Source organism: Erythrobacter cryptus DSM 12079 (assembly GCF_000422985.1).
GTDB lineage: Bacteria > Pseudomonadota > Alphaproteobacteria > Sphingomonadales > Sphingomonadaceae > Erythrobacter > Erythrobacter cryptus.
On record NZ_AUHC01000017.1, the window covers coordinates 12,908 to 33,948 of the forward strand.

Annotated in this window: 24 protein-coding genes; 8 read left to right on the plus strand and 16 right to left on the minus strand. The window is 68.1% G+C overall.

The genetic code is table 11. The features are described 5' to 3' along the window. The first annotated feature begins 48 nt into the window (after nt 1–48). Genes G524_RS0110760 through G524_RS16650 form a run of 5 tightly spaced genes read left to right on the plus strand, consistent with a single transcriptional unit; the run spans nt 49 to nt 4,963 of the window. Nucleotides 49–549 carry an SRPBCC family protein gene (locus G524_RS0110760; RefSeq protein WP_027443723.1) on the plus strand — a complete coding sequence of 167 codons (501 nt, stop codon included), beginning with the start codon at nt 49–51 and terminating at the stop codon, nt 547–549. Continuing rightward, nucleotides 542–1,150 carry a cation efflux transmembrane domain-containing protein gene (locus tag G524_RS0110765; protein ID WP_027443724.1) on the plus strand — a complete coding sequence of 203 codons (609 nt, stop codon included), beginning with the start codon at nt 542–544 and terminating at the stop codon, nt 1,148–1,150. Before G524_RS0110760 ends, G524_RS0110765 begins: the two co-directional genes overlap by 8 nt. Continuing rightward, a complete protein-coding gene (locus G524_RS15690; RefSeq protein ID WP_051221146.1) occupies nt 1,147–3,678 on the plus strand; it encodes a heavy metal translocating P-type ATPase in 2,532 nt (843 codons plus the stop codon). Before G524_RS0110765 ends, G524_RS15690 begins: the two co-directional genes overlap by 4 nt. A 21-nt stretch (nt 3,679–3,699) precedes the next feature. Further along, the gene (locus tag G524_RS15695) at nt 3,700–4,623 is read left to right on the plus strand and encodes a LysR family transcriptional regulator (protein WP_036857803.1); all 924 of its coding nucleotides are present in this window, start codon (nt 3,700–3,702) and stop codon (nt 4,621–4,623) included. Nucleotides 4,624–4,654: 31 nt separating this feature from the next. Continuing rightward, nucleotides 4,655–4,963 carry an EexN family lipoprotein gene (locus G524_RS16650; protein ID WP_084625152.1) on the plus strand — a complete coding sequence of 103 codons (309 nt, stop codon included), beginning with the start codon at nt 4,655–4,657 and terminating at the stop codon, nt 4,961–4,963. A 14-nt stretch (nt 4,964–4,977) separates the two neighbouring features. On the opposite strand, the gene G524_RS0110780 is transcribed toward G524_RS16650, so the two are convergent. From G524_RS0110780 to G524_RS0110855, 16 genes are all read right to left on the minus strand, one after another. Continuing rightward, nucleotides 4,978–5,202, minus strand: a complete 225-nt coding sequence (locus G524_RS0110780; protein WP_027443725.1) for a DUF2274 domain-containing protein — start codon at nt 5,200–5,202, stop codon at nt 4,978–4,980. Beyond that, nucleotides 5,199–6,416 carry a TraB/TrbI/VirB10 family type IV secretion system protein gene (locus G524_RS0110785; RefSeq protein ID WP_027443726.1) on the minus strand — a complete coding sequence of 406 codons (1,218 nt, stop codon included), beginning with the start codon at nt 6,414–6,416 and terminating at the stop codon, nt 5,199–5,201. Before G524_RS0110785 ends, G524_RS0110780 begins: the two co-directional genes overlap by 4 nt. Then, the gene (trbG, locus tag G524_RS0110790; RefSeq protein ID WP_027443727.1) at nt 6,413–7,429 is read right to left on the minus strand and encodes a P-type conjugative transfer protein TrbG; all 1,017 of its coding nucleotides are present in this window, start codon (nt 7,427–7,429) and stop codon (nt 6,413–6,415) included. Before trbG ends, G524_RS0110785 begins: the two co-directional genes overlap by 4 nt. Continuing rightward, entirely contained in the window at nt 7,426–8,109 is a 684-nt protein-coding gene (gene trbF, locus G524_RS0110795; protein ID WP_027443728.1) for a conjugal transfer protein TrbF, read from the minus strand. The genes trbG and trbF overlap by 4 nt, the downstream gene beginning before the upstream one ends. A 6-nt stretch (nt 8,110–8,115) precedes the next feature. Beyond that, entirely contained in the window at nt 8,116–9,420 is a 1,305-nt protein-coding gene (gene trbL / locus G524_RS0110800; RefSeq protein ID WP_027443729.1) for a P-type conjugative transfer protein TrbL, read from the minus strand. A gap of 1 nt (nt 9,421) precedes the next feature. After that, the gene (trbK-alt, locus tag G524_RS0110805) at nt 9,422–9,727 is read right to left on the minus strand and encodes a putative entry exclusion protein TrbK-alt (protein ID WP_027443730.1); all 306 of its coding nucleotides are present in this window, start codon (nt 9,725–9,727) and stop codon (nt 9,422–9,424) included. A 5-nt stretch (nt 9,728–9,732) separates the two neighbouring features. Continuing rightward, the gene (trbJ, locus tag G524_RS0110810) at nt 9,733–10,491 is read right to left on the minus strand and encodes a P-type conjugative transfer protein TrbJ (protein WP_036857804.1); all 759 of its coding nucleotides are present in this window, start codon (nt 10,489–10,491) and stop codon (nt 9,733–9,735) included. Beyond that, nucleotides 10,488–12,977 carry a conjugal transfer protein TrbE gene (trbE, locus tag G524_RS0110815; RefSeq protein WP_027443732.1) on the minus strand — a complete coding sequence of 830 codons (2,490 nt, stop codon included), beginning with the start codon at nt 12,975–12,977 and terminating at the stop codon, nt 10,488–10,490. The genes trbJ and trbE overlap by 4 nt, the downstream gene beginning before the upstream one ends. After that, entirely contained in the window at nt 12,974–13,255 is a 282-nt protein-coding gene (locus G524_RS0110820; RefSeq protein WP_027443733.1) for a VirB3 family type IV secretion system protein, read from the minus strand. The genes trbE and G524_RS0110820 overlap by 4 nt, the downstream gene beginning before the upstream one ends. Further along, nucleotides 13,252–13,563, minus strand: coding sequence for a TrbC/VirB2 family type IV secretion system protein (locus G524_RS0110825; RefSeq protein WP_027443734.1), 312 nt, complete (start codon nt 13,561–13,563; stop codon nt 13,252–13,254). The genes G524_RS0110820 and G524_RS0110825 overlap by 4 nt, the downstream gene beginning before the upstream one ends. Nucleotides 13,564–13,637: 74 nt before the next feature. Continuing rightward, nucleotides 13,638–14,621 carry a P-type conjugative transfer ATPase TrbB gene (gene trbB, locus G524_RS0110830; RefSeq protein WP_027443735.1) on the minus strand — a complete coding sequence of 328 codons (984 nt, stop codon included), beginning with the start codon at nt 14,619–14,621 and terminating at the stop codon, nt 13,638–13,640. A gap of 171 nt (nt 14,622–14,792) precedes the next feature. Further along, nucleotides 14,793–15,218 carry a ribbon-helix-helix domain-containing protein gene (locus G524_RS0110835; RefSeq protein WP_027443736.1) on the minus strand — a complete coding sequence of 142 codons (426 nt, stop codon included), beginning with the start codon at nt 15,216–15,218 and terminating at the stop codon, nt 14,793–14,795. Nucleotides 15,219–15,227: 9 nt separating this feature from the next. Continuing rightward, complete coding sequence (locus tag G524_RS0110840; RefSeq protein ID WP_027443737.1) at nt 15,228–17,201, minus strand: conjugal transfer protein TraG; 1,974 nt, start codon at nt 17,199–17,201, stop codon at nt 15,228–15,230. Between the two features lie 14 nt (nt 17,202–17,215). Next, nucleotides 17,216–17,722, minus strand: a complete 507-nt coding sequence (locus tag G524_RS0110845) for a DUF3363 domain-containing protein (RefSeq protein ID WP_027443738.1) — start codon at nt 17,720–17,722, stop codon at nt 17,216–17,218. A 71-nt stretch (nt 17,723–17,793) separates the two neighbouring features. Continuing rightward, on the minus strand, nt 17,794–18,231 hold the full coding sequence (locus G524_RS0110850) for a hypothetical protein (protein ID WP_027443739.1): 438 nt from the start codon (nt 18,229–18,231) through the stop codon (nt 17,794–17,796). A gap of 15 nt (nt 18,232–18,246) precedes the next feature. Next, a complete protein-coding gene (locus tag G524_RS0110855) occupies nt 18,247–19,518 on the minus strand; it encodes a phage tail tube protein (RefSeq protein ID WP_027443740.1) in 1,272 nt (423 codons plus the stop codon). A gap of 156 nt (nt 19,519–19,674) precedes the next feature. Between G524_RS0110855 and G524_RS15700 the strand changes: the two genes are divergently transcribed. The 3 genes from G524_RS15700 to G524_RS0110870 are packed head-to-tail and all read left to right on the plus strand — an operon-like array spanning nt 19,675 to nt 20,885. Then, on the plus strand, nt 19,675–19,923 hold the full coding sequence (locus G524_RS15700) for a hypothetical protein (protein ID WP_051221149.1): 249 nt from the start codon (nt 19,675–19,677) through the stop codon (nt 19,921–19,923). After that, entirely contained in the window at nt 19,920–20,630 is a 711-nt protein-coding gene (locus tag G524_RS0110865) for a DUF3489 domain-containing protein (protein ID WP_211219334.1), read from the plus strand. Before G524_RS15700 ends, G524_RS0110865 begins: the two co-directional genes overlap by 4 nt. A 3-nt stretch (nt 20,631–20,633) precedes the next feature. Further along, a complete protein-coding gene (locus tag G524_RS0110870; RefSeq protein WP_027443742.1) occupies nt 20,634–20,885 on the plus strand; it encodes a hypothetical protein in 252 nt (83 codons plus the stop codon). The last annotated feature ends 156 nt before the right edge of the window (nt 20,886–21,041 follow it).

Sequence of the window (21,041 nt, forward strand, 5' to 3'; positions counted from 1 at the left end):
GGCTATGCCGTCCGCCGCAAGGCCCACCAGCGAAGAGGGGCGCGGACCATGAAGGAGATCACCGCTTTCGCCCTGACCATCACGCCGATCCGGGTTTGGACTTATATCGCCGATCTGGCCGCGTTCGCACTGTGGCATCCGACCTATCGCTTTCGCGGCGTCGCTACCCCACACGCCGAAGTCGGTTTGACCTTCGGCATGCTCAAGGGGGAGCTGCCGCTAAGCACCGAAGCGAGGATCGTCGCCTACGATCGAGCGCAGCGGTTCGCCTGGCGCATCGGCCTCGGCGGGGTGTTCACCCTGAGCGAGGAATATGCGCTCGAAGAGGCCGGCCCGCAGACACGAGTTCGCCATACGGTCACGATCGAAGGCGCGCTGAGTCCGCTCAGTTATCTTGTGCGGCGACGCCTTCGCCGCTCCATGCGGACGCAAGATGCGGCGCTAGTGCGCTACCTCACCAGGGAGGTGCGCGGCAGCAGCTTCACCATCAATCGCCACCGCCGGCGCGCCCGCAAAGCCCAGCCCCCCCGAAAGGCTGCGAATGACTGACCCTGCTTCCGCGGGCGCGCCCAGCGAGCGCCGCACGCTCTGGATCGTGCTCGTCCTTAACGCCGGTATTGCAATCGCCTTCTTGGTCGCCGGAGTGACGGCCGACTCCAGCGCGCTGCTCGCCAATGGCCTCGACAATCTGTCGGACGCGGCAGTCTACGCGCTCAGCCTGGCCGCACTCGGCCGGGCCGCCAAGTGGAAGGTCGGGGCCGCAACTGTGTCGGGTGTCATGCTGCTGGTATTCGCCGGCGGCGTGCTGCTCGACGTGGGTCGGCGCTATCTCCAAGGGAGCGAGCCGATCGGCGTCACCATGATGTTGATGTCAGCCGTGGCTGCGGCCGTGAACTATGCCTGCCTGAAGTTGCTTCAGCGGGTCCGCGAGCCCGACGTCAACCTACGTGCGGCGACGACATTCAGCTTCAACGACTTCATCTCGAACGGCGGCATTCTCGTCGCCGGCGCCCTGGTGTGGTGGTTGGGATCGAACTGGCCCGATCTGGTTGTGGGGTTCGCCACTGCCCTTATCGCCGTCAAGGGCGGCATCGAAATCCTGCGCGATGCACGGCGCGAAGCCCATGAAATCAAGGAGAAGGACGCATGACCGAGACGTTTCGGCTCGATCTGCCGTTGTTGTTGCCCGAGATCCCCGACGAGTCCGATGCGTGCATCGGCAGATTGACCGAGATGCTGGGAGCGCGGCCGGGAATCGGGACGGCGCATGTCGTTGCTGCTGCCGGCGGCGCGCCGGCACAGCTCTGCGTGCATTACGATCCCGACATCCTTTCGCTCGCGCGCATCCGCGAGATCGTCCGCGCCGCTGGGGCCGCGATCAGCGACCGCTATGGCCATATTCTTTGGGAGGTCGCCGGCATTGGTCATGCGCGCCGCGCACGCACGATCGCTGAAAGCCTCCGCGCGCTGACCGGCGTGATCGAGGCGGATGCCTCGGTCGCGGGCATGGTGCGGGTCGAATATGATCGCGAGCAGCTCTCCAGCGACGACATTCGCGCCGAGCTGACGAAGCTGGGCGCGGTCGCCCAACCTGCACCGAAGAAGGCCGGGGACCATCATGGTCATGATCATGCCCGCGATCGACCCGAGCCGGAGCACGCCCCCGGTGACGGCCACGACCATGCGCATGGCGGCGTTCTCGGTCCGAATACCGAACTGATCTTCGCGCTGGCCTGCGGCACCCTTCTGGCGATCGGGTTCGGCATCGAAAAGCTGGTCGCAGGTGCCCCGGAATGGCTGCCGACGGCACTCTATATCGGCGCATACGGCTTCGGCGGCTTTTTCACGCTGCGCGAGGCGATCGACAACCTTCGCCTGAAGAAGTTCGAAATCGACACGCTGATGCTGGTCGCTGCCGCTGGCGCCGCCGCGCTCGGCGCGTTCGCCGAAGGCGCGCTGCTCCTGTTCCTGTTCAGCCTGGGCCACGCACTCGAACACTATGCGATGGGCCGCGCGAAGCGCGCGATTGAAGCGCTCGCCGAGCTGGCGCCACGGCGCGCCACGGTCCGTCGAGCGGACGGCGGCACGAGCGAGGTTCCGGTCGAAGACTTGAAAATCGGGGAGATCGTCGTTGTGAAACCCGATGAGCGGGTCGCGGCGGACGGCTTCGTCGTCAAGGGCACAACAGCCATCGACCAGGCTCCGGTGACGGGCGAAAGCATGCCCGTCGATAAGCGACCCGTCATGGATGACGCCGCCGCACGCGCCAACCCCGATCGGGTCGATGCGGCGCATCGGGTGTTCGCCGGCACAATCAACGGCAGCGGCCTCATCGAGATCGAGGTGACGCGGCTGTCCACCGAAAGCACGCTCGCCAAGGTGGTTAAGCTCGTCAGCGAGGCGGAAACTCAGAAATCGCCGACGCAGCGGTTCACCGACAGGTTCGAGCGCGTCTTCGTGCCGGCCGTCCTGACGCTCGCTTTCGTCCTGCTGTTCGCATGGGTGGTCGTGGATGAACCGTTCCGCGACAGCTTCTATCGCGCGATGGCGGTGCTGGTCGCCGCGAGCCCCTGTGCACTCGCCATCGCTACGCCGAGCGCCGTCCTCTCAGGCGTCGCGCGAGCGGCGCGGGGCGGCGTGCTGATCAAAGGGGGCGCCCCGCTTGAGCTGCTTGGCTCGCTTGATGCGATCGCCTTCGACAAGACCGGCACGCTCACCAAAGGCAAGCCGCGCATCCAGCAGGTCATCACTGCCCCCGGCGTGTCCAAGGAGGACATGATGGCCGTCGCGGTGGCGGTCGAATCGCTGAGCGATCATCCACTTGCGCAGGCAATCGCGCGAGATGGGCGCGAGCATATCGGCGCGCGTCAAGTTCCCCACGCGGAGAACCTGAAGAGCCTCACAGGTCGCGGCGTCTCGGCCGTTGTCGATGGACGAGAAGTCCTCATCGGCAAGGCCGAGATGTTCGGCACCGACGGCATCGCGCCTCTCTCGCAGGACGTGCGCGACATCCTGTCGCCGCTCCGGGAGACCGGGCAGACGATCATGATCGTCCGCCACGGCGAGCGGGATCTCGGCGTCATCGGGTTGCTCGACACGCCACGACAGGGAGCGCGGGAAGCTCTCGAACGGCTGCGCGCAATCGGCATCCGGCGCATGATCATGATTTCCGGCGATCACCAGCTTGCCGCCGAAGCAATCGCCAAGGACGTAGGGCTCGACGAAGCCTGGGGCGATCTCCTGCCAGAGAACAAGGTCGACGCCATCAAGAAGCTGCGCGCCGATGCCAAGGTCGCGATGGTTGGCGACGGTGTGAACGACGCACCCGCTTTGGCGACGGCGACGGTAGGCATAGCGATGGGCGCCGCCGGATCGGACGTCGCGCTTGAGACAGCCGACGTCGCGCTCATGGCCGACGATCTATGGCATCTACCGTTCGCTGTCGGTCTGAGCCGCAGCACGCGGTCGATCATACGCCAGAATGTCTTCGTCAGCCTGGGCGTTGTCGCAATCCTCGTGCCAGCCACAATCTTCGGGCTTGGCATTGGACCAGCGGTGGCGATGCACGAAGGGTCGACCTTGTTGGTCGTCTTCAATGCTTTGCGACTGCTGGCTTATCGCGATCCCGCGCATAGAGTTACCCAGCCGTCCGCGCTCCCAGGCCGCGAAGCTCTGTAGCGGTTGTGAGTCGCGCTCCCGATGCCATTTGACATCCGCCAACTTCGCTACGCCATTGCGGCTGCGGATCACGGCAGCTTCTACCGCGCTGCACGTGCTTTAGACATCGAGCAATCCACGCTTAGTCGTAACATTCTCAAATTGGAGCGCGCCGTCGGCACGCCCATATTCGAGCGATCGCGCGCGGGCGTCACGACAACGCTTGCAGGCAACACCTTTCTGCGAGGCGCGAGGTCAATCGTGGTGAACGCGGACAAGCTTGTAGCGATGATGCGCGCTGCTGGTCAGGGCCGCGCTGGTGGTCTCCGGTTGGGACACAATAGCTCAGTTTCAGCGGGCCACCTTCGGGCGACAATGATGAACTGGAGCCAAGCGCATCCTGCTGTGGAAGTCGAATGTGTTGAGGCGGACCGCAACGTCCTGCTCGCCGGGTTGGATACCAGCGAGATCGACATTGCGATTTTGATGGGTGCACTTAGCCACGATGGCTTTCGCTGCGAGGCGTTGTGGAGCGAGCGGGTGCTTGTCGCGCTCCCGGCATCTAGTCCTTTGGCCGAACGCGAAGTAGTTCATTGGACAGACCTGCGGAACGAGCGATTTCTGCTGCCCGCAGCCGACCCCGGCTCCGAAATCCGCGACATGCTGCTTGGCAGATTGCCGGCGTCAGCCTCTAAGCCGGACATTCGAATGCACCAGTCGAGCCGCGAGACGATCCTAAGCGTATTAGGCGGGGGCCGCGGAGTGACCATCGTTTGTGAGGGTGCAACGGGGGCACGTTATCCCGACGTGGTGTATCGCCCGATCCACGGGGAACAAGGGCCGGCGCTGCTTGGCTATTCGGGCTATTGGCGCGATGACAACCGCAACCCCGCGCTCCGGCGATTCCTTGGATTTATCAAGACGCGCTATGCGCTCTCTTTTGATTTGGTGCAGCAATTCCAGTAAGTTACGCATACATCTCTCGGGAGTAATCACCGTGTTGCCAGGCAAGACAATCATCATCGTGCTAGTTACCTTGGCTATCGGGTTCGCAGGAGGTTTCGTCTTGCGGCCGGTGATCGCGCCACCGCAGCAAGCCGATACTATTGCTGTTGCATCGCCGGCGCCGCCCGTAACAGGCGAGGCGCGCGGCACGCAGTATTTCGTGGCTCATATCGACGAGGCCCGTCAGGTCGTCGCCGGATGCCGCGATGGATCTGTGCGTGGCGAAGAATGTGCCACAGCGGAGGAAGCAATCATCAAGGTCGATGCGCAGGAACGTCGGAAGCGCTTCCTCGGCAACTGATCCTCGCGGGACGATTAGCCCTTCGCGCTGCGCCGTCCGCGCGCAAAGCCTCGGTCGCTCGCCATGAAACGCACAAGCATCGGCGCGACCAGCTTCTCCGGCGTCACGGCCTCGCCGCCAGTCTCTGCCGCCAGAGCGGCGGCATAGGCGGCAAGATCGCGGTGCACGGTCGCAGGCAGCTCTACGGTGAGCTTTACCGGCCGGTCGTCGGCGAGCGGCCCGAGCTTCAACTTCGTCATCGCGTTCCTCCGATGGGTTCAAGTACCAGATCGCGCGTGATGACCACACGCAGCGGATGCCCAGGCCGGATGGTGAGCGTCGGTTGCACATTGAGTTGGCGACGCACGATCTGCTGCCCGGTCTGGTTGATGGTGTCCTGCGATCCCCGACGCAGAGCGCGGGTCAGGGCATCCTCACTATCCACGCTCAGCTCGGCGCCCACGCCGAGCAGCGTCGAAACCGCAGCAGCTTTGAGCAGATTGCCCCAATGCTGGTTCACGCGGTCCTGTAGCCCCGCGAAGCCCGATCCGTCCGCGCCGGGCTGGCGCTCGAGAACGATCGAGCGCCCATCCGGCATGATGAGGCGATCCCAGGCAAGCAGCACGCGGGTCTGCCCGGCGGCGACCTCGCTGTCATATTCGCCAATCAGCCGCGCACCCTGCGGAATCAGCAGGATGCGGCCGGTGGGGCTGTCATAGACGTTGGTCGTCACCTGGGCGGTGATCTGGCCGGGCAGGTCGGAACGGATGCCGGTGATGAGCGCGGCCGGGATGACGGCGCCGGCCTGCACGATGTTGGGCGATGCCGGCGCAACTAACCGCTCGACGCTGACCGTGCGCTGGTTGGACGTCTGCGCCATGAAGGCGCGCTTGGTGGGCGGGTCGCCCTGCGCCGCTGTCGCCTGCTGCGGCTGTCGGGCGGCCGGATCGGGCAGCGCCAGCGTCGGCGCGGCGGCAGCTCCGCCAGCATTGGCCGAGTTGCCGCCGAGGAACACGCCGCTCATACGGGCGGCGTCGCGCTCCTGTTGCGCGCGCTGGCGCGCGGCCTCAGCCGCCTGCGCGCGCGGATCGGGCTCCCCCGGCTGCGCGCCGACCGGCGGCACCGGCACGTTCTCGCCGCGCTGCTGGGCCGATACGATCGGGCCGCCAAGGTCGCCTGGGAGCGGCGGACCCAGCCGGGGCGCCTGCGCATAGTCGCGCGGCCCGGACGTGATGGTCTCGGCGGTCGAGCGGTTCTCGGTGTTGTAGAGTTCCTCGGCCTGCCGATCGCCGGGCGGCTTGAGCGCGTAGATCAGCGAGCCGCCGATGCCGAGGCCAGCGGCGACGCCAACGACGGCAAGCGCCTTGCGCGAGAGGCGCATGACGCGCGGCGGATCGCCCCGAAGCTGGAAGGCTTGGGGATCGGAACGCGGCCCGGCCGGCTCTACGGTCGGTGTGTCGATCGGATCGCTCACGGCCGCCCCCGCCGTCCATCGTCGCGCACGATGCGAACGCGCTGCTCGCTGCGGCGGTCGCCCAGGCGCAGCTCGGCGGCGGCGAACAGGTGATCGACCGCCATGTAGCGGCCCTGCACGCGGTAATTGACCAACTCGGCGTCGCCGGCCGCGCCGGTCACGAACAGCGGCGGCATCTCGCCTTGCGAAATCCCAGCGGGAAACTCGATGAACACCTGCCGGCCGTCATCAAACGCTCGGACCGGACGCCACGGCGCGCGGTCGCCCTCGATGCGGTAGCGGAAGCTCAGCGCCGTTACGTCCACACCGGCCGCAACCGGCGCGGCGGCTGCGGCGGCGGCATTGGCGCCGCGCAGCGCGATGAGCTGGTCCTGCGGATAGGTCCAGGACACCGACGCCATATAGGTCGAGGCCGTCGCCCGCAGCTCAAGATGGTAAGTGCGGCGGTCGGTGTTGATGACGAGGTTGGTGGCAAGGTCGGGCCGGGTGGGCTTCACCATGATATGCACGCGCGCCGTGGGGCCGCTGCCGCTAATAGTGTCGCCGATGATCCAGCGCACGGTATCGCCCGCCGCGACCGGCCCCGGCCCCACGAGCTGCTCGCCTTCCTGCAAGGCGATGTCCGTCACCTGGCCGGGCGCGGCATAGACCTGATAGAGCGCGCCCTCCGACCAAGGATATTGCTGGATCGCGTTGATGAAGCCGTCGCGCATGGGCTGCACGCGCGCGGCGGCGTTGGCCGCCCCGACCCGGCGGCGCGGATCGGCAGGCTCGGTCGATGACGCGGCCTCTACCACCGGCTTTAATTGTCCAGGCAGAGGCAGCGGTTCGGGAATAGTAACAACCTCGATGGGCCGTGACGGCGCCGGCGCGGGCGTCGCCGCGATGGTGGGCGGCGGATCGTCATAGGCGATGGAAGGCGGCTTCGCCGTTGTGGTGGCGCAGCCGGCAAGCGCGGATGCGGAAAGCAGCATTGCCGCGCTGGCGGCATGGCGGCGGGACATGCGTGTCATTGCGACAGCTCCTTTGACCAGTTGAGGGCGTTGACGAAGACACCGAGCGGGTTCTTGCGCAGGGCGTCAGGCGTGCGCGGCGGCTGCACGACGACGGTGAGGATCGCCGACCAGCGCTCGGTCGCGGTTAGGCTGCCGTCCTGATAGCGGCGCTCTGTCCAAGCGACGCGGAAGCTGTCGGGCGACGCGCGGATGACGCTCGACACGTCCACCGCAACCTGCACCTTGCCGACCTGCGTGAACGGGTCGTTGGCGCGCGCATAGTCGTTGAGCGCTAGCGCGCCGCGATCGGTTGTGAAGTCATAGGCTCGAAGCCAGTTCTGGCGGACGATGACCGGATCGGCCGGGATGCTCCGGACCTGCTCGATGAAGCGGGCGAGATGAAACGCGATCTGCGGATCGGTCGGGCGGTAGCCGGCTTCGGCCGGCGCGACCGCCTGCGCCTCGCCGAGCCGATCGACCTGCACCACCCACGGCACGATATGGCCGCGCGCCGATTGCCAGACGAGGCCGGCGGCCAGGCCGCCAGACAGCGCGAGCGTTCCGAAGAAGGCGAGCCGCCAGTTCTTGGCCTGAACACGGGCCGAGCCGATGCGGTCGTCCCAGGCTTGCGCGGCGCGCTGGTATGGCGTCGTCGGTTCGGGCGTCTGGCCGTAGCGGATCGAGGGTCGTCGGAACATGGCAGGTCAGTCCTTCTGGCTGAGATCGACGGACGCGCCGCTGCCCCCACCGTCGCCGGATCGGAGCGTATGGGCGGCGATGGTCGCGCCGTGGGTCATGGTCTGGCGGCGCTTCATGGCGGCCGCCCAGGCAGGTGAGCCGCCGCTGTCCGGCGCGGGAGTCGAACCGCCCGAAATCGTGCCGCCGGTCGCGGTAATGGCGGCGCGGCCGCCGGAGCGATAGCTGTCCTTGAGCGATGCGGCCGCCTTGCGCAGCGGTGACATGGCGGCGCCGGCAACCGCGCGGCCGACGCCGGCCGTCCCGCCTGCAACTGCGGCCGCGCCGGCTTTGCCGGCCGAGCCGAGGGCATAAGCGCTCTTCGCTGCGCCGCTGGCGAAGGCGGAGCCGCGTGCTGCGCCAGCCGCCGCACCGGCCGCCGCGCCAGCACCGAGCCGAGCGGCGGCGGCTCCGCCAACCAGTGCGCCGCCGGCCGCAAGCACGGTGCCGGCCGCGGCGCCTGCGCCAAGCGCTGGGCCGCCGGAAACGATACCATTGGCGATGGATGGGCCGAAGATGCCGAGGCCAAGCAGACAGAGCGAAGCGAGCGCGACGGCCATTGCGTCTTCGATGCTCGGCTGTGCGCCGCCAAAGCCGGCTCGGAACTCGTCGAACAACGTTGAACCGATGCCTACGATCACCGCCAGAACCAGCACCTTGACGCCGGACGAGATGACCAACCCGAGCACGCGCTCGGCCATGAAGGCGGTTTTGCCGAACAGGCCGAACGGGATGAGCACGAACCCGGCGAGTGTCGCCAGCTTGAACTCGATCAGGGTGATGAAGAGCTGGATGGCGAGAATGAAGAAGGCAAGGATAACCAGCGCCCAGGCGAACAGCAGCACGGCGATCTGGATGAAATTCTCGAAGAACGAGACCCAGCCCATGAGGTCGGAGATGGACTCGATGATCGGCTGGCCGGCTTCAAGTCCGACCTGTGCGACGCGGCCCGGCTGTAGCAGCTCGGCGGCGGTGAACCCGGTTCCAGACGCCTTTAGGCCAAGCCCGGCGAAGCTCTCGAAGACGATACGCGCCAGGCTGTTCCAGTTGCCGATGATGTAGGCGAAGACGCCGACGAAGAGCGTCTTCTTGATGAGGCGCGCCAGGATGTCGTCTTCCGCGCCCCAGCTCCAGAACAAAGCCGCCAGCGTCACGTCGATGACGATCAGCGTGGTGGCGATGAACGCCACTTCGCCGCCGAGCAGGCCGAACCCGCTGTCGATGTAGCGGGTGAAGACATCCAAGAAACGATCGACGACGCCGGTGCCGCCCATGTCAGTTCTCCTGCGGAGTGGCCCCATCGGCGATGCGGGCGGCGGGACGCGCACCGAGCGCGAGGAAGCGGCGACGGTTCTCCGCCCAGGCGCGCAGGCAATCGGGATCGCTGGCGCCGGCTTGCCCAAGCGATTGGCAGCGACGCAGCTCGATCAGCAGCGGATCGGTTGACGCGGAGATGTCGGCAATGGCCGGGGGCTCCTCGCGCGGCGGTTCCGGCGCGCGCGCCATTTCGATCGCGGTCATCGTGATGGCGATGGCGACGAAGACGATCGCGCCGAGGCGGGCGAGAAGCTTGGTATCCACGGCGATCAGTCTCGGAACATCCGTGCGTTGCCGGGCTGGTATCCGGTGCGCGGGGTGAGGAACCGCCTGAGTTGCTCGCGGGCCTGGGCCTGCGCGGCGGCGCGCTGCGCCATGTCGAGCGACTGTGCCCGGCCCTGCGCGGCAACGAGCGCGGTAAGGTCGGCGAGTTGCTGTGACTGAAGCGCGATGAGCTGGTTGCCGGCCTGTGCCGCTTGCAGCGCCCCGTCGGCCGACTGGCTGGCCGTGACGAGCCGATCGAGCGAGGCGCGCGATCCGTCGAGGTTGCCGACGACGCCGGCCTGCACCTTCAAGGCGTCCTCGAACGCGCCGACGCTGGCCTCCCAGCGGCTGCGCGCGTCGGCGACGAGCGACTTATCGGAGCCGCTGAGGTTGGTGCCGCGGTAGCGCTGCGAGAACGCCTGGTCGATCGACTGCACATCGTAGGCGATGCGCTGCGCCTCGGAGAGAAGCTGCTGCGTCCGCTGGAATTGGTTCTGGAGCTGCTGGAGCTGGCTAAAGGGCAGCGAGGTCAGATTGCGCGCTTCGTTAAGCAGGCTCGTCGCCTGGTTCTGGATTTGCTGAATCTGGTTGTTGATCTGCTGGAGCGACCGGGCCGCCGTCAGCACGTTCTGCGCATAGTTAGTCGGGTCATAGACGATGCCGCCGAACTGCGCGTGCGCGGGCGTCGCAACGGTGATGCCGATCATGCTCGACGTGGCGATGGCGCCGGCCAGGACGGCGCGGCGCAGGATGGAGGGCTTCATGGGGTCGTGTCCTTCAAGGCAAGGGGAAGCTGGCCGGTATCTTCCCGGTGGCCGGCCAGCGGATCGGGTTGGGGTTCGGGAAGAAGTTCGACCGCCCACGCGCAGCCGCGACGCCGCAGCCACTCGGCGGCGAAGCCGGACTGGCCGTGCGCGGCGATGATGTCGGCGATGGCGAGCTGATCGGTCTTGGCCGAGGCCGCGGCGAACGCCAGCGCAACCTCGCCCAGCCCCAACTCGAACAGACGGTTTCCGCGCCGGCTTTGGCAGTAATAGTCGCGCTTGGGCGTGGCGCGGCTCAGGATTTCGATCTGTCGGGCATTGAGCCCGAACCGCTCATAGATGGCCGCGATCTGCGGCTCAGCGGCCCGCTCGTTCGGCAGGAAGATGCGCGTCGGGCAGCTCTCAATGATCGCGGGCGCGATGTCGCTCGTCTCGATGTCGGCGAGGCTCTGCGTGGCGAAGACGACGCTCGCGTTCTTCTTGCGCAGGGTTTTCAGCCATTCGCGGAGCTGCGCGGCGAAGTCGGGGCTGTCGAGCACCAGCCAGCCCTCATCGATAATGATGAGCGTGGGCGAGCCGTCGAGCCGATCGCCGATGCGATGGAATAGGTATGACAGGACCGCGGCGGCCGAACCGGCACCGACCAGACCCTCGGTCTCGAACGCCTGCACGTCGGCCTCGCCGATGCGCTCGGCCTCGGCGTCGAGCAGCCGGCCCCACGTCCCGCCGATGCAGTATGGCGCGAGCGCCTGCTTGAGCTGTTGGCTCTGCAACAGGACCGCGAGCCCGGTCAGCGTCCGTTCTGAAGCCGGGGCCGAGGCCAGCGATCCGAGCGCCGACCACAGATGCTCTTTGGCCTGCGGATCAACCGCAACGCCTTCGCTGGCGAGGATCGCCGCCAGCCAGTCGGCCGCCCAGGCGCGCTCGGCCGGATCGTCGATGCGCGCAAGCGGCTGGAGCTGCACGCCGTCGCCGGCCTCGTCGGCGAGCATCCCGCCGAGATCCTGCCAGTCGCCGCCCATGCCGATCGCGGCGGCGCGAATGCTCCCGCCGAAATCGAAGGCGAAGACTTGGCTGTTCTCGTAGCGACGGAACTGCATCGCCATGAGCGCGAGCAGCACCGACTTGCCGGCGCCGGTCGGGCCGACGATCAGCGTGTGGCCGACATCGCCGACGTGAAGGGAAAACCGGAACGGGGTCGAGCCTTCGGTTCTTGCGTAGAGCAAGGGGGCTGCACTGAAGTGCTCGTCCCGTTCCGGCCCCGCCCATACTGCTGACAGGGGGATCAGGTGGGCGAGATTGATGGTGGAAATCGGGGGTTGCCGGACGTTGGCGTAGGTGTGACCGGGAAGGCTCCCCAGCCATGCCTCGATCGCGTTCATGCCCTCGGGAATCACGGTGAGATCGCGGCCCTGGATGATCTTCTCGACCAGCCGCAGCTTCTCGGCGGCGATGGCGGGATCGCGGTCCCAAACAGTCACCGTCGCGGTGACGTAGGCCATGCCGGCATAGTCGGCGCCCAACTCCTGCAGGGCGATGTCGGCGTCGGCCGCCTTATTCGAGGCGTCGCTGTCGAGCAGCGTGCTCGCCTCGTTGGTCATCACCTCCTTCAAGATGGCGGCGACGGACTTGCGCTTGGCGAACCACTGGCGTCGGATGCGAGTCAGCAGCTTGGTTGCGTCGGTCTTGTCGAGCATGATCGCGCGGGTGGACCAGCGATATTCGAAGGCGAGCCGGTTCAGCTCGTCGAGCAAGCCGGGGAATGTGACGCTCGGGAACCCGACGATGGTGAGCGTGCGCAGGTGATGTTCGCCCAGGCGCGGCTCCAGTCCGCCGGTTAGCGGCTCGTCGGCGAGCAGCGCGTCGAGGTGCATCGGGGTCTCGGGCACACGGACGCGCTGACGACGGGTCGAGATCGTGCTGTGCAAGTAGGTCAGCGTCTCGGCGTCATCGAGCCAGCGCACCTCGGGCACGAAGCCTTCGACCAGATTGAGCACGCGGTCGCTTCGGTCGCGGAAGCCGGCCAGCAACTCCCAGGGATCGACGCCGGTGGTCGAGCGGCCTTCGTAAAGCCAGCCCTCGGCGCGCGCGGCTTCCTCGGCCGGCGGCATCCAAAGGAGGGTGAGGAAGTAGCGGCTCTCGAAGTGCGCGCCCTCCTCGCGGAACTGCTCGCGCCGTTCCATGTCCACCAAGGCGGAAACGGGATCGGGGAACGCTGCTTCGGGATAGTCGAGCGCGGGCGTGCGCTGCGCCTCGACGAAGACCGCCCAGCCAGACCCGAGCCGGCGCAGCGAATTGTTGAGCCGTGCCGTGACCGAGACTAGCTCGGCGGGCGTGGCGCTGTCGAGATCGGGACCGCGGAAGCGCGCGGTGCGCTGGAACGAGCCGTCCTTGTTGAGAACGACGCCTTCGCCGACCAGCGCGGCCCAGGGCAGGAAGTCGGCGAGCGTAGCCGCCTTGCTGCGGTATTCGCGCAAGCTCATCATGGCTGCATCCACGTCGGGTAGCGGAGGTGGCGGCGGGCCACGTCCACGAATTGCGGGTCGCGGCGCGCGGCCCAAACGGCAAGGGCGTGGCCGATCGCCCAGATGACGAGGCCGGCGATCCAGAGACGCAGGCCGAGGCCGATCGCGCCCGCCAGCGTGCCGTTGACGATGGCAAGCGCCCGCGGGGCGCCGCCCAGCAATATCGGCTCCGTCAGCGCCCGGTGGACTGGCGCGAAATAGCCTGCGATCGGCTCGACGTGATCGGCCGGGCTGGTCACGCGATCAGCGCTCCGCCGCCGAACGAGAAGAAGGACAGGAAGAAGCTCGACGCCGCGAACGCGATGGAAAGGCCGAACACGATCTGGATCAACCGGCGGAAGCCGCCCGACGTATCGCCGAACGCCAGAGTCAGGCCGGTCACGATGATGATGATGACGGCGACGATCTTGGCCACCGGCCCCTCGATGCTTTCGAGGATCGACTGGAGCGGCGCTTCCCACGGCATCGACGATCCGCCGGCGTGCGCGGGCACCGCATAGAGCAGCCCGGTGGCGGTGACGCCGACATGCCCGAGGCGGTCGAGCATGGTGCCCCCGAGTAGGCGGCGCTTGGCGTCCGCGACGGGCTTGGCGAGTAGGATAGGCTTGGTGTTCTTGGTCATTACAGGTCTCCGGGCTGGGGTGTGGAAATCGGCGCGAGGCGGTAGTTGCCTGTGGCGGGGTCGAGCCCTTCGACGCGGGCCAGCTCGGTGAGGCGGCGGCCGTGCCCGTCGCGGACCAGCACGGCGATCAGGTCGATGGTCTCGGCCAGCAGCGCACGTGGGACCGTCACCACGGCCTCCTGAATGAGCTGCTCCATGCGGCGCAGTGCCCCGAGTGCGGTGCCGGCGTGGATGGTGCCGACGCCGCCGGGGTGTCCTGTCCCCCAGGCTTTGAGGAGGTCGAGCGCCTCGGCGCCGCGCACCTCGCCGATCGGGATGCGGTCGGGGCGCAGGCGTAGCGAGGACCGCACGAGATCGGACAGCGAGACGACGCCATCCTTGGTCCGCATGGCGACGAGATTCGGCGCTGCGCATTGCGGCTCGCGTGTGTCTTCGATCAGGACGATGCGGTCGGCGGTCTTTGCCACTTCGGCGAGCAGCGCATTGACCAGCGTGGTCTTGCCGCTCCCGGTGCCGCCGGCGACGAGGATGTTGGCGCGGTCGACGACGCCTTCGCGCAATGCCGCCGCCTCGGCCGATGACATGATCCCGGCGGTCGCGTAATCGTCGAGTGTGAACACCGCGACGGCGGGCTTGCGGATTGCAAAGGCCGGCGCAGCGACGACGGGCGGCAGCAGACCCTCGAACCGCTCGCCCCCATCCGGCAACTCGGCGGAGACCCGCGGGCTTCGGGCATGAACCTCGACGCCGACATGATGTGCGACCAGGCGGACGATGCGCTCGCCGTCGGCGGCGCTCAGCAGCTCGCCGGTGTCGCTGATGCCTTCGCCAAGGCGGTCGAGCCACAGCCGCCCGTCCGGGTTCAGCATCACTTCGATCACGGCGGGGTCGTCGAGCCAGGACGCGATCGACGGCCCGAGCGCCGTGCGGAGCATTCGCGCCCCGCGCGTCTTGGCCTCGGATCGGATCGGACGGACGGTCAAGGCGCTGGCCCCTCAAGTGGACCGGGCGAACCGCCGCCCGGCTGTCGGGGCACATCAAGAGACGCAGAAACCGGGACGCTGCAACAGATAGCTTGGAGCGTAGTAGAGGCGGCGGCAGATACTTGCGGGGTGCGGATCGGACTTCCCGTGGCGCGGCCGGTCGGAGCGCGTTCACTCCGAATCGGTCGGCGACTTCGGCCAGACATCTTCGGGGATTTCATCGAGCAGGCTCTTGCCGCTCGCGTAGCGCCGGCCGAGCGTCTCGATGAAGCCCTCATAGCGCTTCCGCCCTTTCACCTGAGCGGCGGCCTGGTCTTCGTCGGGGAGCGGCGGGGTCACGGACAGCCAGAAGCGGACGAACAGCGCCAGCGCCTCGGTCGAGAGGCCCGTGTTGCGCTCCAGCCGCTGCACCTGTCGCGAAAGCCGATCGAGCCGGCGCGCGAACGCCGCCTCCATCCGATCGGCGCCGTCCGGCGACAGATAGGACGCGACCGCCGCCTCCACGATCGCCGAGCGCGAGATGCGTCGCCGGATCGCCAGCTCGTCAACCTGCTTGGCGAGCGCTGGCGGGAAATACACATTAAGCCGCACGCGCATCGCGGTCTCCTAAAGCTCGATGCTGTCGCCGGGGTCGAGTGAGGCCTGCCGCGCAAGTCCCTGCATCCGCCGCCGCACCGCCGCCTGCCGCGCAGCGTCGTCGGGCTCGTCATCGACGATCGCAAACTCCTGGCTCGGCGGGGCCGGCGTCTCCGGCGCGATGGCGACATGCTCCGGCAACTCGGGCTCGCGGCGCAGCCCGCCATTGGCGGCGTCCTCCTGGGCGCGCACGATCCGCGCCACGTCGGCCGGATTGGCGACGGCCGCGCGGCCGGTCCAATCGTCGGGCCGGGGCGTGCTGCTCGCCGGCTTCGGCGCGTCCATGATTCGCTCGGCGAACCGGGGGTCGCGGAAGTAGCGGGCCTTCTTCGCGCGGATCGGATGGACGCCCGCGACCATCACAATCTCGTCGTCCGGCGGGAGTTGCATCACCTCGCCCGGCGTGAGGAGTTGGCGGGCGGTCTCCGATCGAGACACCATCAGATGCCCGAGCCACGGCGACAGCCGATGTCCGGCATAGTTCTTCATCGCCCGCATCTCGGTCGCGGTGCCGAGCGCGTCCGACACGCGCTTCGCGGTGCGCTCGTCATTCGTGGCGAAGCTGACTCGCACATGGCAGTTGTCGAGGATCGCGTTGTTTGGCCCGTAAGCCTTCTCGATCTGGTTGAGGCTCTGCGCGATCAGGAATGCCTTGAGTCCGTATCCGGCCATGAAGGCCAGGGCGGACTCGAAGAAGTCGAGCCGGCCGAGCGCAGGAAACTCGTCGAGCATCAACAGCACGCGATGCCGGTTCCGCTTGGGCGTCAGCTCCTCGGTCAGCCGGCGCCCGATCTGGTTGAGGATGAGGCGAATCAGCGGCTTGGTCCGCGAGATGTCGCTGGGCGGCACGACCAGATAGAGCGTCGCCGGCCGTTCGCCCTCGACCAGATCCGATATGCGCCACTGGCAGGCGCGCGTGACCTGCGCGACGACGGGATCGCGATACAGGCCGAGGAACGACATGGCGGTGCTGAGCACGCCCGACCGTTCGTTGTCCGACTTGTTCAGCAGTTCGCGCGCGGCGCTGGCGACGACCGGATGCACCCCTGCTTCGCCAAGGTGCGGCGTGGCCATCATCGCCGCCAGCGTCTGCTCGATCGTCCGCGACGGGTCCGACAAGCATCCCGCAACGCCGGCAAGGGTCTTATCCGGCTCGGCATAGAGGACGTGCAGGATCGCTCCGACCAGCAGCGAGTGTGAGGTTTTCTCCCAGTGGTTTCGGCGCTCCAAGCTGCCTTCGGGATCGACCAGCACGTCCGCGACATTCTGCACGTCGCGCACCTCCCACTGGCCGCGCCGCACCTCCAGCAGCGGATTGTAGGCGGCGGACGTGGCGTTCGTCGGATCGAATAGCAGCACCCGGCCGTGCCGCGCGCGAAAGCCGGCGGTCAGTGTCCAGTTCTCGCCCTTGATGTCGTGGACGATCGCCGACGCCGGCCAGGTCAGCAGCGATGGCACGACCAGGCCGACGCCTTTGCCCGATCTCGTCGGCGCGAAGCACAGGACATGCTCGGGGCCGTCGTGGCGCAGATAGTCGGCGGCGAGCTTGCCGAGCACCACGCCGTTCGCCCCCAGCAGCCCGGCTGCGCGCACCTCCCGCTCGGTCGCCCAGCGGGCCGAGCCGTAGGTCTCGGCATTCTTCAGCTCGCGCGCGCGCCAGACCGACATGCCGATGGCCACCGCGATCGACACGAACCCGCCCGACGCGGCGATGAACGCGCCGGTCTTGAAGATGTCCGGCGCGTAGGCGTCGAACGAGAACCACCACCAGAAGAAGGCGGGCGGAGGATAGACGGGCCACTCGCCGAGCATGAACCAGGGCGGTCCCAGCTCGGGCTGATAGGCGAGCGCGGCGGCGGTCCACTGAGTCGCGCCCCACACTGCGGCAAGCACGATCAGGAACACGGTGATGACCTGGCCCCACAGTATCTTGGTCGCGGACATGGGTTCTCCTGTCGTTAGAGGCCGAGGCCGCGCTTGCGGCCGAGTATCCAGTCGATCCCGCCGCCAGCGCGGACGACGCCCGCGACCTGACGGCCGAGCTGCTGTTCGAGCGTGCTGGCCCACGGCACGAGGCTGAAGCCGAGCCCGTCGTCGATCATGGCGAAGCGGCCAGAGGCGAGCGCGAGCCGCTGGCGAACGACGCCGGCGACCTTCTCGCCGGTGGCGGCCGGGTGGTAGGCAAGGCCGGTCTCGCCCGCGATCTTCGCGCCAACGGCGTCCAGTTCGCGCTTGCGCAGCGTGTCGAGCAGTCCGCGCTCGAACACCGTGCGCTGGCCGTAGCGCCGGGCCAGCCCTTCGCGGACGAGATGATCGGTGCGGGCGTCCATCGCGCGGCGCACCTCGGCCCCGAATCCGCCGTCCGCGACGCCTGCGCCCCGCTCGATCAGCCGATGGTCGAGCCAGGTCGCGCCCGGCGCCTTGATCTGCGCGGCGAGGTCGAGGCCAAGGACCGCGCCCGGCACGGCGCGCAGCTGGCCGGACAGGCGCTGCGCCAGATCCCAGACCAGCCAGCCCTCGAGCGTATGCGGGCGGTTCAGGACGGCAGGGCACTGCCCGCAGGCGGTGCGGCAGCCGCGGCAATAGTGCTCCCCGCCGCCGAAGTGCCACTCGGCAAGGGCGGCGAGGCGTTTTTTTCCTCCTCCAGCAGCAGACCCTTCGTCACATAGCCGAGCTGGAAGGCCTCGAAGAACGGCAGCAGGTCGAGCAGCGCATCGAGGCCCTCGGCGCTGAGCGGCAAGGGATTGCCATTGGCATCGCCCACGCCCTCCCAGTCGCGCACGGCGAGCCGCGCCAGCGCCTTGGCCATGGCAACGGCAAGCGCCTCGCTTGAGGCATCCTCGCCGAGCGCGGCGAGCGCCGGATCGCTGCGGGCCGCGGCCATCAGCGCGGTGGTGAGTGGTGCTACCAGCAGGCGCACGCCGTGGCCGAGATCGAGCCAGACAGGCTCGCGGGCAAGGTCGAGACGGATCATCGGGAACACTCCTCCTCAGGCATAGCTGGCGACATCGTTGAGCAGGCGGACGCGCAGCATGGTGTCCTCGCTCTCGTCAAAGGCGGCGCGCCACTCGAAGCGGGCCTCGATGCCACCGGGGCCGGAGACGGCATATTTGGTGCGCGGCAGGAACACCCGCGGCAGCTCGAAGCGCAGGGCATAGCCCTCGGGCATGGTCAGGCCATATTCGAGCGCGACCGGATCGCCGTCGCTCGCCTCGGCGAGCAGCGTCGCCCCGTCGAAGCGCAGCGCCAGCGTGCCCTCGGCGGTCGCCAGCGTCGGATCGGCCGCCTCGATGCGCCCGTCCTCGCGGATCACCCGCACCCGCTCGAGATTGTTGGAGAAGGTGAGCCCGCCGCCGGTCACCCCAGCCAGCGCCGAACCGCCGCGACGCACGTAGCCACGCGCCTGGGCGAAGCGCCGCGGCGCCCAGGCGGCCGGTGCGGCATCGACGGTGGTGGCGGAGCGCTCCTCGCCCTGGGCCACCAGCTGCAGCCGGGCATTGGCCGGGCCCTCCTGGCCAAGCTCGATCTCGATGCTCTCGGCCACCGTGCCGAGATGCCGGAAGAACACCGGGGTGGTGAGCTTCGGATGACCGATTTCGAGCGTGTGGCTCGGGATCTCGTCGGCCCCGCTCTGCCAGACATGGAGGTGCCCGCCGCCGGTCAGCCGCGGGCCGGAAGGGGTGGCGTGCGAGGCCGCGAGGGTGAAGCCGTTGCCGTTCGGGCCGGTGGTGTCGAAGACGATCTCGAGCCGCTGCGTGCTCGGCGGGCGGCTGTAGGTGCATTTGGAGACCTCGGGATTGGCCGAGGCGTTGAGGTTGGTGACCAGCTGGTCGATGGTCTGGGTCACGGTCGCCTGGATCTGGGTCTGCAGCGCCCCCGGCGTGCCGGTGACGAAGGTCCAGACCACGCCGTTCAGCGTGATCGTCTGCCCGGCGGCGGGATTGGCGGCGAAGGTGATCGATCCGCTTGCCGCCACGCTGCTCGTCGTCGGCAGGCCGAACAGGGCGGTGAGCCAGTAGCCTGTGCCGCGCAGGTCGAGCGGCACGTCGATCTGGCCCTCGTCGGTGACGAGGCCGCGATAGGGATCCTGCGCATTGCGCCCGCGCCCGAGCAGCGGATCGGCGGCGAGCGGTTGCGTGGCGGCAAGGTCGGTCGAGCGGAAGTCGAGGCTGCGCCAGCCGCTCGACGGCATCACGCCATAGCTCGTCTCGCGGGCGATCTTGAGCGTCGCATCCGCGCCATAGGCACGCAGTTTGGGCATGGGTCATCTCCGATGGGGATGGGGGACGGGAAGGCCCGCGCGAGCCACCCGCGCGGGGCAGGATTATTGTTTCAGATCATGTGCTTAATCGCTTGATAAGCAGGGCGGACAGAGCGAACACGCTTCTACCGGATGCATCGCCAACGGAGGAAGCAGATGACCCTGACCACCACCGCCCGCCACGAGGCCCGCGCCGAGAAGGCCCGCCGCAACAGCAAGGCAGCGCTCGAAGCCTTCATGGCCAACAAGCTCGAAATCGACAGGCTGCTCGAACGTCTGCAGGCGCTGAGCGAGGATCATTTCCACGCCGAACCCGACAGCGTGCACTGGGGCCATGTCGGCAGCCTTGCCCATGTCCGCGACCAGCTGCGCGAGATCGCCCGCTTCCTTGGGATCGAGGCATGACCATGACACAGAGCAGTCCCATGCCGGTTTCCGACACCCAGCGTATGGTCCTGAGCGCCGCCGCCCAGCGCGCGGATGGCAATGTCCTGCCGCTTCCCGGATCGCTGCGCGGACCCAATGCCCGGCGGGTCGTTGCCGCCCTGCTGCGGCGCGGGCTCATCGCCGAGACCGTGACCCGCAGCTGGACCAAGGCCAGCGCCAAGCACAACACTTTCTGGCGCAATGACGAGGACGGCCGCGCCACCCTGCTTCACATCACGCCCGCAGGCCTTGCCGCCGTCGGCAGCGCCGGGGGAGCCAAGGCTGCAGCCCCGCAAGGATCTGGCGCTGCGCACGAGGAGTCCCAATGCCCGCACTGCAACGGCGCAGGCCGCAGGCTCCATCTGGCTGGCACCGAGCTTGCACACACCACGCGCTGCCACATCTGCGATCCTGAGCCCGAACCACCCGCTTCGCAGGAGGCTGTCGCCACGCCTGCCCCGCCGCCGCGCCGCCAGCGCGACGGCACCAAGCAGGCCGCGCTCATCGCCATGCTGCAGGCACCCGAGGGCGCCAGCGTGGCCGAGATCGCAGCAGCACTCGGATGGCAGAGGCACACGGTGCGCGCCGCGCTCTCGCATGGGCTCAAGCGCCGCTTGGGCCTTGGCGTGGCCTCGCACCGGGACGAGACCCGCGGGCGGGTCTATCGCTTGCAAGCGGAAGGCTGAGCCATGGCCAAGGCCACGCTCCACGACCGTCTGGTCGCCGCTCTCCTCGCCTCGGGCGAGCGCCTCGTCCCCGATGCCGCCACGCAGCGCTACACTGTGCTTACCTGCAGCCATCCCAAGGCGCCGCAGGGCTGGCACTACTACGTCGGGCGCGCCGGGGCCTTGCGCGTCGGCCCATCCGCCAGCGCCAGCCGCGCGGTGAGCGAGACGCTGAAGGACACACTGCTCGGGATCGCCCGCCTGAAGCAGGCGTGACGACTCCGCAGTCGCAGCTTGATGATCCGCCGCCTCCGTCCGGGCGGCGGCTCCCGTTCCGGCCCATTGCCAGCCCATCCTGATCCCATCGCATCTCATCCAGCGAGCGGATCGCTGACCAGATACTCGGCGGTCAGCACGAGCCGCGCGGTGAGC